At 42.4% G+C, this 16,382-nt stretch carries 8 protein-coding genes; 6 read left to right on the forward strand and 2 right to left on the reverse strand.

What is annotated here, in order from left to right; genetic code table 11:
• Positions 1 to 453, reverse strand: a 453-nt coding sequence (locus tag AB4484_RS14400; protein ID WP_372078820.1) for a hypothetical protein, incomplete at its 3' end; no start/stop codon positions are given.
• 910 nt (positions 454 to 1,363) lie between these two features.
• Here AB4484_RS14400 and AB4484_RS14405 point away from each other — a divergent pair.
• From AB4484_RS14405 to AB4484_RS14430, 6 genes are all read left to right on the forward strand, one after another.
• Positions 1,364 to 3,142 carry a sodium:solute symporter family transporter gene (locus tag AB4484_RS14405; RefSeq protein WP_048613949.1) on the forward strand — a complete coding sequence of 593 codons (1,779 nt, stop codon included), beginning with the start codon at positions 1,364 to 1,366 and terminating at the stop codon, positions 3,140 to 3,142.
• A 220-nt stretch (positions 3,143 to 3,362) separates the two neighbouring features.
• Positions 3,363 to 5,441 carry a DUF4962 domain-containing protein gene (locus tag AB4484_RS14410; RefSeq protein WP_052878556.1) on the forward strand — a complete coding sequence of 693 codons (2,079 nt, stop codon included), beginning with the start codon at positions 3,363 to 3,365 and terminating at the stop codon, positions 5,439 to 5,441.
• 655 nt (positions 5,442 to 6,096) lie between these two features.
• Entirely contained in the window at positions 6,097 to 6,978 is an 882-nt protein-coding gene (locus AB4484_RS14415) for an NAD(P)-dependent oxidoreductase (protein ID WP_048607064.1), read from the forward strand.
• Positions 6,979 to 8,021: 1,043 nt separating this feature from the next.
• Positions 8,022 to 9,893 carry a methyl-accepting chemotaxis protein gene (locus AB4484_RS14420; RefSeq protein WP_372078822.1) on the forward strand — a complete coding sequence of 624 codons (1,872 nt, stop codon included), beginning with the start codon at positions 8,022 to 8,024 and terminating at the stop codon, positions 9,891 to 9,893.
• 235 nt (positions 9,894 to 10,128) lie between these two features.
• On the forward strand, positions 10,129 to 11,880 hold the full coding sequence (locus tag AB4484_RS14425; protein ID WP_372078824.1) for a polysaccharide lyase family 7 protein: 1,752 nt from the start codon (positions 10,129 to 10,131) through the stop codon (positions 11,878 to 11,880).
• 427 nt (positions 11,881 to 12,307) lie between these two features.
• Positions 12,308 to 13,876 carry a polysaccharide lyase family 7 protein gene (locus tag AB4484_RS14430; protein ID WP_372078826.1) on the forward strand — a complete coding sequence of 523 codons (1,569 nt, stop codon included), beginning with the start codon at positions 12,308 to 12,310 and terminating at the stop codon, positions 13,874 to 13,876.
• 606 nt (positions 13,877 to 14,482) lie between these two features.
• On the opposite strand, the gene AB4484_RS14435 is transcribed toward AB4484_RS14430, so the two are convergent.
• Complete coding sequence (locus AB4484_RS14435; protein ID WP_348983454.1) at positions 14,483 to 16,345, reverse strand: hypothetical protein; 1,863 nt, start codon at positions 16,343 to 16,345, stop codon at positions 14,483 to 14,485.
• Between the last annotated feature and the right edge of the window lie 37 nt (positions 16,346 to 16,382).

The following is a 16,382-nucleotide window of genomic DNA, read 5'->3' on the forward strand; positions in this document are numbered from 1 at the left end:
TGCTTTTTCTGCTTTTTCTGTTTGGTATTCGTGCATTGCTAGCTGTTCAATAGCTACAGCTATCCAGCCACTGATCAGCATGTCATACCATTGTTGTACGCCACTGCAGGCAACAACCACGTTTCCGTAAACAAACGAACCATAAAACAGTAAGTCTTCGTCACGTAATGAAGATGGGTGTTGGGAATGAAGTGTTAGATTGCTTGTTGATTCTCGCCATGCTTGCTGAGCTTTCTTACGAGCAAGGTGATCAAACTTGATAGTCCAGTTAACAGGGGTTCCTAAAGACTCTTCATAAAGAATGGCGTCTTCAAAAGAGGCTTCCCAAGGCTTGAGGTGTGGATTCATAACGACAATATGCAGTTCTTTTCTATTGGTTCTTTCAAACAGTTTGTCGATAGAGGGTTTAACGATATCGATAGCGTCTTGAGTGATATCTTTCATTGAGCGCATGCCACATGTCCTTATGTCTGGTTAGATATATAGAATATTGTATGACAATAATTCTTCAATTAACGAAAGCTTGGAAGCGGGGAACGATCACAAGTGAAAGTCTTCTAACAAGACGTCGGTCTTGTTTTGACCATGTTATGTCGGAAATAGTGTGATTCTGGTCTTTTATTGAGCTGGATATACATGCACTCAGATCCAGTTATTTTGGCGTGATAACAGAGCACCCTATAAAACAATGGGATACATACGAATATGCTAGCGAGCTAATCGGTTTGTTTTTAGGAAGTGTGTTGCACTGTTTTGGTTCAATCATTTTCCCATATTTCTTAAGCTATTCGGGTTGCTCACTACCCCTAATCTTTGCACGTTCTCTTTATCACTAACAGAAACAGCATCTTAAATCTCCTCTCTTAACTCATCGGAAATGGTCAAAAGAATCATTCGATTTAGGCGGTTTTTCATCCATTTGTATTTAGATCTAAAGATAAGAGCACTACACAAATTTGAATTGAATTCTAACTAGAACAACTTATCAATCTGTCAAAAAACACTGGTTTATTGTGTGATAAATGAGGGTGGTTCAGATCTGATTTGGCTTTTATTATTTTTGAGAATTTTATATTTATATGTGTTTGGTTGTATTTGTTAATAAGTGTGCAAAGTCTCACTTTTTTGTAAGTCTTTGATTTTAATGGGTGTGATGTTCTTTGGTCTTGGTTTTTTGAGTTTCCACCTCAAACACCAATAATTTCCTTAATGGATTGGCCATATTCCATCCTATGTCATATATATAATTAACTTAATCAATCAAAATAAGATCGCCATCACTTATTTGGATTATTGTACTACAAATAAAGTTTGAGATTTCCTATAGTCCTCGTAACAAAATACAACGGACAAAGGATACACGATGGAACTCAACACGATTATTGTCGGCATTTATTTCCTATTCTTGATTGCGATAGGTTGGATGTTTAGAACATTTACAAGTACCACCAGTGACTACTTCCGCGGGGGCGGTAACATGTTGTGGTGGATGGTTGGTGCAACCGCCTTTATGACCCAGTTTAGTGCATGGACATTCACCGGTGCGGCAGGTAAAGCGTATAATGATGGTTTTGCAGTAGCGGTCATCTTCGTAGCCAACGCATTTGGTTACTTCATGAACTTCGCATATTTTGCTCCAAAGTTCCGTCAACTACGTGTAGTAACGGTAATCGAAGCAATTCGTATGCGTTTCGGTGCGACTAACGAACAAGTATTCACTTGGTCTTCAATGCCAAACAGTGTTGTTTCTGCCGGTGTATGGTTAAACGCACTAGCAATCATCGCTTCTGGTATCTTCGGTTTCGACATGACAGCAACTATCTGGATTACCGGTTTGGTTGTATTGGCAATGTCTGTAACAGGTGGCTCATGGGCGGTAATCGCATCTGACTTTATGCAGATGGTTATCATCATGGCAGTAACCGTGACATGTGCTGTTGTTGCTGTTGTTCAAGGTGGCGGTGTTGGTGAAATCGTGAATAACTTCCCAGTAGCGGAAGGCGGTTCTTTCCTTTCTGGTAATAACATTAACTACTTAAGCATCTTCAGCATTTGGGCATTCTTCATCTTCGTGAAGCAGTTCTCTATTACTAACAACATGCTTAACTCTTACCGTTACCTAGCGGCTAAAGACTCAAAGAACGCGAAGAAAGCGGCGCTACTAGCGTGTGTGCTAATGCTTTGTGGTGTATTTATCTGGTTCATGCCTTCTTGGTACATTGCAGGTCAAGGTGTCGACCTAGCAGCAGCTTACCCAGATGCAGGTAAGAAAGCGGGTGACTTTGCCTACCTATACTTCGTACAAGAGTACATGCCAGCAGGTATGGTTGGCCTTCTAGTTGCGGCGATGTTTGCAGCGACAATGTCTTCAATGGATTCTGGTCTAAACCGTAACTCGGGTATCTTTGTTAAGAACTTCTATGAACCAATCGTTCGTAAAGGTGCGGCTAGCGAAAAAGAGCTAGTAACGGTTTCTAAGATTACTTCTGCCGTGTTTGGTATTGCTATCATCCTTATTGCACAGTTCATCAACTCGCTTAAAGGTTTGAGCCTGTTCGATACCATGATGTATGTAGGCGCACTTATCGGCTTCCCAATGACAATTCCTGCATTCCTTGGCTTCTTTATTAAGAAGACTCCGGACTGGGCTGGTTGGGGTACGCTAGTGGTTGGTGGTTTTGTTTCTTACTACGTAGGTTTCGTTGTTAACGCTGAAATGGTGTCTTCAATCTTCGGTCTAGAAGAGCTAACAAGCCGTGAATGGTCTGATGTTAAGGTTGCTATCGGTCTGATTGCTCACATTACGCTGACTGGTGGTTTCTTCATCCTATCAACTCTGTTCTACAAGCCATTAACTGAGAAGCGTCAAGCAGACGTTGATAAGTTCTTCGGCAACCTGTCTACTCCATTAGTTGCGGAGTCAGCAGAACAGAAAGTACTGGATAACAAACAGCGTGAAATGCTTGGTAAACTGATTGCGGTAGCGGGTGTCGGTATCATGCTAATGGCTCTACTTACTAACCCAATGTGGGGGCGCCTAGTCTTCATCCTTTGTGGTGTGATTGTTGGTGGTGTTGGTGTGCTTCTGGTTAAAGCGGTCGATGACGGCGGCAAGCAAGCGAAAGCAGTAACCGAAAGCTAATACATAGAAAACGATTGTAATAGAATGCGACGACTCGAAAGGGCGTCGCATTTTTTTTGCTCTGCGAAACGGAAAAACTGTCAGGTGGAAGATATCTGACCTAAATCACGAAAACTGTACAAAATGGTTCAATCGAACCGAAATAGATTCAATTGTCCTACAATAAGACGTATATTATTGCTAATTCCTTTCAATCAACTTGAAAAATAAGTGAGTTAGAATGAGCGACCAAAAATCTCTTGATGCAATCAGGAAGATGAAGCTGGAGAATGATACTTCAGCAGGTAATCTTGTAGACCTACTCCCTATCGAAGTACAGAAACGTGACTTCGACCTATCATTCCTAGACAACTTGAGCGAAGCACGTCCACGTCTTCTTGTTCAAGCAGATCAGTTAGAAGAATTCAAAGCGAAAGTGAAAGCTGATGAAGCTCACTGCATGTTTGATGATTTCTACAATAACTCGACAGTTAAGTTCCTTGAGACTGCTCCTTTCGAAGAGCCTCAAGCGTACCCAGCTGAGACGGTAGGCAAAGCTTCTCTATGGCGTCCTTACTGGCGTCAAATGTACGTTGATTGCCAAATGGCATTGAACGCGACACGTAACCTAGCAATTGCTGGTGTTGTGAAAGAAGACGAAGCGCTAATTGCTAAAGCAAAAGCTTGGACTCTAAAACTGTCTACGTACGATCCAGAAGGCGTGACTTCTCGTGGCTATAACGATGAAGCGGCTTTCCGTGTTATCGCGGCTATGGCTTGGGGTTACGACTGGCTACACGGCTACTTCACAGATGAAGAACGTCAGCAAGTTCAAGATGCTTTGATTGAGCGTCTAGACGAAATCATGCACCACCTGAAAGTGACGGTTGATCTATTGAACAACCCACTGAACAGCCACGGTGTTCGTTCTATCTCTTCTGCTATCATCCCAACGTGTATCGCGCTTTACCACGATCACCCGAAAGCAGGCGAGTACATTGCATACGCTCTAGAATACTACGCAGTACATTACCCACCATGGGGCGGTGTAGACGGCGGTTGGGCTGAAGGTCCTGACTACTGGAACACTCAAACTGCATTCCTAGGCGAAGCATTCGACCTATTGAAAGCATACTGTGGCGTAGACATGTTTAACAAAACATTCTACGAAAACACAGGTGATTTCCCGCTTTACTGCATGCCTGTTCACTCTAAGCGCGCGAGCTTCTGTGACCAGTCTTCAATCGGTGATTTCCCAGGTCTAAAACTGGCTTACAACATCAAGCATTACGCAGGTGTTAACCAGAAGCCTGAGTATGTTTGGTACTACAACCAACTGAAAGGCCGTGATACTGAAGCACACACCAAATTCTACAACTTCGGTTGGTGGGACTTCGGTTACGATGATCTTCGCTTTAACTTCCTTTGGGATGCACCTGAAGAGAAAGCACCATCGAATGATCCACTGTTGAAAGTATTCCCAATCACGGGTTGGGCTGCATTCCACAACAAGATGACTGAGCGTGATAACCATATTCACATGGTATTCAAATGTTCTCCGTTTGGCTCAATCAGCCACTCTCACGGTGACCAAAACGCATTCACCTTGCATGCATTCGGTGAAACGTTAGCGTCAATCACTGGCTACTACGGTGGTTTCGGTGTTGATATGCACACGAAATGGCGTCGTCAAACGTTCTCTAAGAACCTTCCACTATTTGGCGGTAAAGGTCAGTACGGCGAGAACAAGAACACAGGCTACGAAAACCACCAAGATCGCTTCTGTATCGAAGCGGGCGGCAACATCTCTGATTTCGACACTGAATCTGATGTGAAGATGGTTGAAGGTGATGCGACAGCGTCTTACAAGTACTTCGTTCCTGAAATTGAATCTTACAAGCGTAAGGTCTGGTTTGTTCAAGGTAAAGTCTTCGTAATGCAAGACAAGGCAACGCTTTCTGAAGAGAAAGACATGACTTGGCTAATGCACACAACTTTCGCAAACGAAGTGGCAGACAAGTCTTTCACTATCCGTGGCGAAGTTGCACACCTAGACGTAAACTTCATCAACGAATCAGCTGACAACATCACTTCAGTTAAGAATGTTGAAGGTTTTGGCGAAGTTGACCCATACGAGTTCAAAGATCTTGAAATCCACCGTCACGTTGAAGTGGAATTCAAGCCATCGAAAGAGCACAACATCCTGACGCTTCTTGTTCCTAATAAGAACGAAGGCGAGCAAGTTGAAGTGTCTCACAAGCTTGAAGGCAACACGCTAATGCTCAATGTTGACGGTGAAACGGTTTCAATCGAACTGTAATTCGCTGAAGTAACAGAAGCTAGATATTAAAAACTCCGAGTGAAAGCTCGGAGTTTTTTTGTTTGGCTAGCCAGTTAAATTGGATAAGTCAGTTAAGTTGTATTAGCTGGCAACGTCGGGAACCCCATCAAGTTGAAAGAAAACTAAATGGCCAAGAGACCAATCGCTTCTCGATGCCAAGTCAGTCGCTCGAGGGTTAAACCTGGAAGCTGATAAACACAAAGGCTGGGTATGTACTTAGCCACTATGCTCAATGAAATGTGCAGGAGTCGTATACGAGACCCGCATGTCTCGCTTTGTTAAAAGAATAGGGCACCAACCCCTTTTTCGTAAAAACTGATATGACTTACTTCTGCGTGAACGGTCTAATCACAGGCTGAGTAGGGGAGTCGTGAACTATACATAGGTAATGGCGTAGCTTGTGCTTACTAATCGTATGACATTTAACGTATGTTATTTCATCAATAGACGGTTTTTAAACTGGCAAATAGTTCCTGTAAGTACAAAGCGTGACCCATATTTTCTCGTAAAGTGAACCCCCGTCACAACTTACGTCTAACCATTAAATCAATGCTCTAAAACTATTGCGTAACGAGAAAGACGTAGTTATTATAATGAACATATAATCATACAATACTATATTTGGAGTTTGAACATGACTAAACCTGTAATCGGTTTCATTGGCCTAGGTCTTATGGGCGGCAACATGGTTGAAAACCTGCAAAAGCGCGGCTACCACGTAAACGTAATGGATCTAAGCGCTGAAGCTGTTGCTCGCGTTACAGATCGCGGCAACGCAACTGCATTCACTTCTGCTAAAGAACTAGCTGCTGCAAGTGACATCGTTCAGTTTTGTCTTACAACTTCTGCTGTTGTTGAAAAAATCGTTTACGGCGAAGATGGCGTTCTAGCGGGCATCAAAGAAGGCGCAGTACTAGTAGACTTCGGTACTTCTATCCCTGCTTCTACTAAGCAAATCGGCGCAGCTCTTGCTGAAAAAGGCGCGGGCATGATCGACGCACCTCTAGGTCGTACTCCTGCACACGCTAAAGATGGTCTTCTGAACATCATGGCTGCTGGCGACATGGAAACTTTCAACAAAGTTAAACCTGTTCTTGAAGAGCAAGGCGAAAACGTATTCCACCTAGGCGCTCTAGGTTCTGGTCACGTGACTAAGCTTGTAAACAACTTCATGGGTATGACGACTGTTGCGACTATGTCTCAAGCTTTCGCTGTTGCTCAACGCGCTGGTGTTGATGGCCAACAACTGTTTGACATCATGTCTGCAGGTCCATCTAACTCTCCGTTCATGCAATTCTGTAAGTTCTACGCAGTAGACGGCGAAGAGAAGCTAGGTTTCTCTGTTGCTAACGCAAACAAAGACCTTGGTTACTTCCTTGCTCTTTGTGAAGAGCTAGGTACTGAGTCTCTAATCGCTCAAGGTACTGCAACAAGCCTACAAGCTGCTGTTGATGCAGGCATGGGTAACAACGACGTACCAGTAATCTTCGACTACTTCGCTAAACTAGAGAAGTAATCGACGTACGACCTCGCTAGGGTATTGCCTGTCCTTTTAGGCGGCGATACCTCTGCGAGGTTCGTTTTTATCAGCCATACCCAACCCTTTGTTCCCTCGTTAAAATCTTCTACTTCTACTTCTACTTCCTTAGCTACACCTAATCAAAACGCTATTTAACTGCCCCAATTCCTATTTTTTCTATATCTATTTGTAAATTTAAAGCCTTCTAGCACCCACTCGTTCACTTACTTTTCCTCGCAGCTCAAATCCAACGTAAAACCAGCGCACTTACAGGATTGTTGGTGATGACTTAACACCGCTCGTGTAGCGGGCCTGAAAAGAAAGTAAAAAAAAGCCCACACAGCTGGTGACTGTATGGGCATGTTCGGACGAGCCGTCTGGAAAAACAAATGATCAATAGCAAGTGAAAAAACGAATAACGAGATCCCCCGACAGTTTCTACGTTAAACGCGTTCAATGACCTTAAAACGGCTGCTTCAATTATCACTTTGAATTGAACAAAAGTATCCAGAAAGAACTTAAGTTATGATTCAAATACATCATAACTTAAGGCTTATTGTATTACAAATAAATTTTAAGATTGAATGCCTTTAGTGAATGATTAGTTGGTGGAAGTGTGAGTTAAGACTCATTTTTTTACTCGACTGGACGAGGTGAAGAAGAAGAGTTTCCGAAAAGGTGTTATCGAAGAAATGATGAGCTAATTATCTAAAAATCGATCTATTTAAATGCGTTATGCGTCAATGTTTAACTTCGAACAAAATCCAAACTCATAAATGATACCTATGTCACAGGGCGATTTTAGCCAGTTTTAATATATCAAGATCGCTCACAGAATGGTTGGTTAATTAAACATACAATATTAATTAAATTGATGGTTGTGACGATGGATCGGCATGAACAGGTTTCGCTTCCCGTATCTTCGAAAATGCAAAAAATAACCATTTCATTCGGATAAAAATAATAGACATAGGTTGATGTGGATGATGAGTTTTATGAATTCAAAATTGTCTCTAGGGTTTAAAGGAAAATTGATTTTAATGGTAGCGATCGTCAGCTCTAGTGCTTTGGCATTTACGAACTGGTTTACGCTTAACTTGGCCACTGAACAGGTAAACCAAACGATTTATAACGAGATTGATCACTCGCTTACGATAGAAATCAATCAAATAGAAAATACCGTTCAACGCACCATTGATACCGTTAACTCTGTTGCACAAGAGTTCATGAAGTCCCCATACCAAGTGCCGAATGAAGCACTCATGCATTATGCTGCAAAGCTCGGTGGCATTGACAAGATTGTAGTGGGTTTTGACGACGGCCGTTCTTATACCTCTCGCCCTTCAGAGTCTTTCCCTAACGGTGTTGGAATAAAAGAAAAGTACAATCCAACCACTCGACCTTGGTATCAACAAGCCAAATTGAAATCAGGCTTATCTTTTAGTGATCTGTTTTTCACTAAGAGTACTCAAGTGCCTATGATTGGTGTGACGTACTCATACCAAGATCGTGTCATCATGGCCGACATACGTTTTGACGATTTGGAAACTCAGCTTGAACAGCTGGACAGCATCTACGAAGCCAAAGGCATTATCATCGACGAGAAGGGGATGGTGGTCGCTTCAACAATCGAAAACGTACTTCCGCAAACCAATATATCTTCTGCAGATACTCAAATGAAACTCAACAGTGCCATTGAACAGCCTGATCAATTCATTGAGGGGGTGATTGATGGTAACCAGAGAATCTTGATGGCCAAGAAAGTGGATATTGGCAGCCAGAAAGAGTGGTTCATGATCTCCAGTATTGACCCTGAACTAGCGCTCAATCATTTGAATGGCGTGATGTCGAGTGCGCGCATCCTTATCGTGGCTTGTGTACTTGGCTCGGTGATATTGATGATTTTACTTCTGAATCGTTTCTACCGCCCAATCGTGTCACTGCGCAAAATCGTCCACGATCTATCTCAAGGTAACGGAGACCTGACTCAAAGGCTTGCTGAGAAGGGGAATGATGACTTAGGACATATCGCCAAAGACATCAACTTGTTCATCATTGGCCTTCAAGAGATGGTTAAGGAAGTCAAATTTAAGAACTCGGATCTCGATACTAAGGTACTGAGTATTCGTGAAGGTTGTAAAGAAACCAGCGATGTACTGAAAGTTCACACTGATGAAACGGTTCAAGTGGTCTCTGCAATTAACGGCTTGTCTGAAGCATCAAACGAAGTCGAGAAGAGTTCTCAGTCGGCGGCAGAAGCAGCAAGAGAGGCGGCTGTATTCAGTGATGAGACGAAACAAATTAACACAGTGACGGAAACCTATATCAGTGATCTTGAGAAGCAAGTCTGCACCACCTCTGATGATATTCGCTCAATGGCCAATGAAACGCAGAGCATCCAGTCTATCGTGTCTGTGATTGGCGGCATTGCGGAACAAACTAATTTGTTGGCATTGAATGCGTCAATTGAAGCGGCGAGAGCGGGTGAGCATGGTCGAGGTTTCGCGGTGGTTGCTGATGAAGTCCGTGCGTTAGCCAACCGAACTCAAATCAGTACTTCTGAAATTGATGAAGCGCTGTCTGGCTTGCAGTCTAAATCAGATGGTTTGGTTAAATCGATTGAGTTGACCAAAAGCAACTGTGAAATGACGCGCGCTCAAGTGGTTCAAGCGGTAAATATGTTAGCGAAGCTAACGGAACAGATGGAAACGGTGAGTCGTTTTAACAATGACATTTCGGGTTCGTCTGTTGAGCAAAACGCTTTAATTCAAAGCATCGCTAAGAACATGCATAAGATTGAAAGCTTTGTTGAGGAGCTTAATAAGCTAAGCCAAGATCAGTTGACTGAATCAGCAGAAATCAAAACACTTAATGGCAGCGTTAGTGAGTTGATGGGCAGCTTTAAGGTTTAATTTTTCTAATATTTATATAAAAATCAACACACTAAGTTTAGTTGTTGATCTGAGAGCCACTCAATAACTTGCGAGTTTAGAGTGGCCTTTCTGCGTTGTCCTTGAGTCTAACTCTACGTAATATCCGTTCATTCCTCTTCATTTGCCGCATCTCACATTCTGATAAATAGATAATTGACATAAAATAGTACAAATATACATTATCACTCTACTCTTATGGATAAGTGAGATAAATGTGAATAAGCCAATCTTCGTCGTAGTACTCGCTTCGTTTACGTACGGCTGCGGTGGAAGCAGCTCCAGTGACTCAAGTGACAGTAGTGACCCTTCTGATAGCAATAACCCTGGAACGTCTTATGGTGTTGTTGCTCCCTATGATATTGCCAAATATCAAAACATTCTTTCCAGCTCAGATCTTCAGGTCTCTGATCCTAATGGAGAAGAGGGCAATAAAACCTCTGAAGTCAAAGATGGTAACTTCGATGGTTATGTCAGTGATTATTTTTATGCTGATGAAGAGACGGAAAATCTTATCTTCAAAATGGCAAACTACAAGATGCGATCTGAAGTTCGTGAGGGAGAAAACTTCGATATCAATGAAGCTGGCGTAAGACGCAGTCTACATGCGGAAATAAGCCTACCTGATATTGAGCATGCCATGGCGAGTTCTCCCGCTGATCATGATGAAGTGACCGTACTACAGATCCACAACAAAGGCACAGACGAGAGTGGTACGGGTTATATCCCTCATCCGCTATTGCGTGTGGTTTGGGAGCAAGAACGAGATGGCCTCACAGGTCACTACTGGGCAGTCATGAAAAATAATGCCATTGACTGTAGCAGTGCCGCTGACTCTTCAGATTGTTATGCCACTTCATATAATCGCTACGATTTGGGAGAGGCGGATCTCGATAGCTTCACCAAGTTTGATCTTTCTGTTTATGAAAACACCCTTTCGATCAAAGTGAACGATGAAGTTAAAGTCGACGAAGACATTACCTACTGGCAGCACCTACTGAGTTACTTTAAAGCGGGTATCTATAATCAATTTGAAAATGGTGAAGCCACGGCTCACTTTCAGGCACTGCGATACACCACCACACAGGCCAACGGCTCAAACGATTGGGATATTAGCGATTGGAAGTTGACTATTCCTGCGAGCAAAGACACTTGGTATGGAAGTGGCGGTGACAGTGCTGCTGAACTAGAACCTGAGCGATGCGAATCGAGCAAAGACCTTCTTGCCAATGACAGTGATGTCTACGACAGCGATATTGGTCTATCTTATTTCAATACCGATGAAGGAAGAATGCACTTTAGAGCTGATATGGGTTATGGCACTAGTACACAAAACTCTAACTATATTCGTTCTGAGTTAAGGGAATTGTATCAAAGCAGTACTCAACCGGACTGCAGCACCGGCGATGAAGATACAAGTTGGTATTTGAACGACACACGAACCAATAAAACTAACCATCAGCTCACCGCCACCTTGCGAGTTGAAGATTACCCGAACATCAACAATCAAGATCCAAAAGTGGTACTTGGACAAATCCATGGTTGGAAGATCAATCAAGCATTGGTGAAACTGTTATGGGAAGGCGAGAGTAAGCCAGTAAGAGTGATACTGAACTCTGATTTTGAGCGCAACAACCAAGACTGTAATCATTGTGACCCGTTCAGTGTCGAGTTAGGTACTTATTCGGCAAGCGAAGAGTGGCGATATACGATTCGTGCCAATCAAAACGGTATCTACTTGGCGACTCATGATTTAGATGGAACCAACACCGTTTCTCATTTAATCCCTTGGGGACAAGATTACACAGATAAAGATGGGGACACGGTTTCGTTAACATCAGATTGGACATCGACAGACATCGCTTTCTATTTCAAAGCGGGCATCTATCCACAGTTTAAGCCTGATAGCGACTATGCGGGTGAAGTGTTTGATGTGAGCTTTAGTTCTCTTAGAGCTGAACATTATTGAATTAGCTAACGTTTGAGTAACAACAATGACTGCTTTAAAGACCATATTGATTCCTAACAATGTGGTCTTTTTTTTAACTGCTGCGACACTTTTGAATGATGTGTTCTGAACGACAAATGCTCTGCTCGAGTGATGCAAATTCTCACCATTACCGCTCGGTTTTTTCGCCCTTGATAGCCCATTTCGCATTCTAAATTTTTATATATTGTCTTTTATCAATAGGAAGTGTGATCCAGTTAAAGTATGGAAAAAGCGGAAAGTGTTCCCAGTCTCATTTATTCAACGAAGTGTTTTATTTGTATTATAAGATTACGTAATATTTTTATGTTGTCGCAAATACTGAGAGAGGAATTGCCTTATAGCTCGTGTTTGCCAATTTTGTTTTCACTTACAAACGCTGCCTTTGTAATATAATAATGGATTAAATATGAAACAAATCACTCTAAAAACCTTACTCGCTTCTTCTATTCTACTTGCGGTTGGTTGTGCGAGCACGAGCACGCCTACTGCTGATTTTCCAAATAATAAAGAAACTGGTGAAGCGCTTCTAACGCCAGTTGCTGTTACCGCTAGTAGCCATGATGGCAACGGCCCTGATCGTCTCGTTGACCAAGACCTAACAACACGTTGGTCATCTGCGGGTGACGGTGAGTGGGCAACGCTAGACTATGGTTCAGTGCAAGAATTTGATGCCGTTCAAGCATCTTTCAGCAAAGGTAACGAGCGCCAATCTAAATTTGATATTCAAGTGAGTGTCGATGGCGAAAACTGGACAACCGTGCTTGAAAACCAACTGAGCTCAGGTAAAGCGATTGGACTAGAGCGTTTCCAATTCGAGCCAGCAGTGCAAGCGCGCTACGTAAGATACGTTGGTCACGGTAACACCAAAAACGGTTGGAACAGTGTAACGGGATTAGCTGCGGTTAACTGTAGCATTAATGCTTGTCCCGCTAGCCATATCATTACTTCAGATGTAGTAGCTGCAGAAGCGGCAATGATCGCTGAAATGAAAGCAGTGGAAAAAGCACGTAAAGATGCGCGCAAAGATCTTCGTTCTGGTAACTTTGGTGTAGCAGCGGTTTACCCTTGTGAGACCTCAGTTGAATGTGACACGCGCAGTGCATTACCAGTTCCGACAGGCCTGCCAGCGACACCAGTTGCAGGTAACGCGCCAAGCGAAAACTTTGACATGACGCATTGGTACTTATCTCAACCGTTCGACCATGACAAAAATGGTAAGCCTGATGACGTTTCTGAATGGAACCTTGCTAACGGTTACCAACACCCAGAGATCTTTTACACAGCTGACGATGGCGGTCTAGTCTTCAAGTCTTACGTGAAAGGTGTTCGTACCTCTAAAAACACTAAGTACGCACGTACAGAGCTTCGTGAAATGATGCGTCGTGGTGACCAATCTATTAGCACTAAAGGTGTTAACAAGAACAACTGGGTATTCTCAAGCGCACCTGAATCTGACTTAGAAGCAGCTGCTGGTATTGATGGCGTTTTAGAAGCAACGTTGAAAATCGATCACGCAACAACGACAGGTAATGCGAACGAAGTAGGCCGCTTTATCATTGGTCAGATTCACGATCAAAACGATGAACCAATTCGTTTGTACTACCGTAAACTGCCAAACCAAGCAACGGGTGCGGTTTACTTCGCACACGAAAGCCAAGATGCAACTAAAGAGGACTTCTACCCTCTAGTGGGCGACATGACTGCTGAAGTGGGTGACGATGGTATCGCACTTGGCGAAGTGTTCAGCTACCGTATTGACGTTAAAGGCAACACGATGACTGTAACGCTAATGCGTGAAGGCAAAGACGACGTTGTACAAGTGGTTGATATGAGCAACAGCGGTTACGACGTAGGCGGCAAGTACATGTACTTCAAAGCAGGTGTTTACAACCAAAACATCAGCGGCGACCTAGACGATTACTCACAAGCGACTTTCTACCAACTAGACGTATCGCACGATCAATACAAAAAGTAATCTGGTCGAATAACACTTAATATTAAAGCTATCGCAATAGCCTCCAGCTTCAGGGTTTGGAGGCTTTTTTGTGCTTGTTATTTGGATCTCTCAATCAGTTAACGGGACGAAAGATATAAGGAAAGGACAGATGGGTGAGTTTATTTGTGTTTCTAATATCTGGTTTGCAAATCTTAACCAAATGTAAGACGCAATAATGTATTAGGAGTTATTGTTGTCTCCAGTTACTTTCGTTACAGAGGCTACATAAATGTTTCTTAATTTATGAATAGTGTTGGCATCAAAAGTTACTACCTTAGCGATGTTCATCACTAAGAAAATATCTACTATTCTTAGCTTTGTGGACTTTGAGGAACCAAATGACAAATAGACTCTCAGTGACTTTAACTCTTGATTATAAGTGAATGGGGATTTGGGTTATCAAATGCTACTACGCTTTAACTGACTGTTAATGATTATTCAGCTTTGTGTGTGGTCAACTGAGAGTGTGTAGAATATACATCAGTTGACGCCTTGGGCTTGCTGCCTCTAGATAGTGGTATATTTTTATTGAAGAAAAAAAAGACCGGCAAGCCGGTCTTTTAAATTTTATTTCATAATGTTAGCTTAATTTGGGTTGAATAAACTAGAAGTAACATTATCGAAATAAGCCTTATTAGCGTTTCCGCTGTTATCCCCAGTATATAGATTCAATTGCGATGGTATTACCGTATTGTCTAAACCTGTACTAGATTGAGCTATATCTTCTGCGATAAGTAGGCCATTAATGTAAACGTTTACTAATGCGTCGTTGCCATCAACACCAGTAGCGCCTTCCCATTTAACCATTATGGTATGCCATGTATCGTTGGCATAACTTCCTAATGAAAAATCAGATGAACCGTTCTCATAATAGATCTTTCCGTTGGACTCACGGATCTCAAAAAAACGGTTCGCGTTATCTTTTCCATTACCAATTGAGATATAGGTTGATTTTGTGTTTGCATCAAATATATATGCGTCAACAGTTATAGAACCAGATTCTGCACCTGCAGTAAACTCTCTAATAGCAAATGGTTTGGAACCTGTATTTAAATCTTCTAGATATAAAGACTGCGAGTTAGCATCAGTTGGGTTTAAACTAACGATAGCCGAAGTGGTACCTTTCTCGTCATCTTTTATATTTGCAGTAGTCCATTGGCTTGATTCATCGCTAATAGTATTACTAACAGTATAACTTTCAAAATCATCAGTGACTTCGCCTGGATTTGGCTCAGGATCCGGGTCAGGTTCTGGCTCTGGCTCGGTACTACCTCCGTCAACAACAACAGTCGCTTCCGCAGTATTGTTGTTATACGGATTGCCTGACAAAAGTTGCCCATTCGGATAGTTATTAAAGTTATCTTCAAATACTAACTCGTCAGTAGTCGTGTCATTTGAATAAACTTTAAAGTTATCAGCGTTCAATTCGTAATGTGTTGTATTGGAAGTATCACCAAGCTTTAATGATACGATAGTCACGGCAGTTTTGTCGAAAGCTTCAAAGCCGTTGCCGCTATTGTCGTATACGGTGTCATTGACCTTGAATGTGTAGTAGCCGCTGGCCCAACTGACTTCAACCGCGAGATCCTCGCCTAACGTGTAAGTGCCTACAGGTTCCTCAGCAATTTGAGGCTTACCACTACTATCGGTAACTGTAGAACGGTAGAAAATTTCTCCAGCGTTAAAAATAACCTCGCCGTGTAGGTTCGTATTAGATGTACCTGAAGCGTAGAGGCTAATATAAGCGTTGTTACCTGAGCCGTTTTCTGGTTGTACCGTGTCTTCATCGACTTGATAGATCAAATCAACGGTCACTTTTCCTGATTCAATACTGTCTACGGTTGCACCAGTGCTGCTGTCGGACAGCTTTAAACGCAACTCACCGACATCATCTTTTACACCGCCATTGTTTGTATCTAAAATCTGAACATATCCGTTGATACCACTCGCTTCATTGGCCTGACTGATCGCATCTTGTACGCTGTCGGTAGAGGCTTGATCAGAACCTGAGTAATTGATACCGGTAGATTCATCAGAAATACTCAGTACACCTGAGTCATCAAATGAAAAAACACCATCTAATATTTCAAGAGTCGATGATCCTGTTTCATAATAAGTAAAAGAAACAGTGCCAGCTTCTTCATCATAATTATTGGTAGAAGCACTTGCATCTTTAATGGTGTATGTACCTAAGTCGTCGTCGTCGTCATAGTACTTATGATTACCGTCTTCTTGGAAAACATACACATTTGGAAGATCTGCGTTTGATGACGCGGATATTGAAGCGGAGTTACCATCACTGATTTGCCAGTAACCCGTAGTTAATGCTGAAGGTTGGCTACCTGGATCAGTAGAACCATCGGTCGGAATAGGTAAACCATCACTGTTACAACCGAATAATAAACCTGTTGAAAGAGCGACAGCTGTGGCGACTTTAGAAATCTGCATAAAATATTCTCTTTATGATATTAAATCCATATGTAAA

The sequence above is a fragment of the Vibrio sp. 10N.261.46.A3 genome (genome assembly GCF_041472995.1).
Classification (GTDB): domain Bacteria; phylum Pseudomonadota; class Gammaproteobacteria; order Enterobacterales; family Vibrionaceae; genus Vibrio; species Vibrio coralliirubri.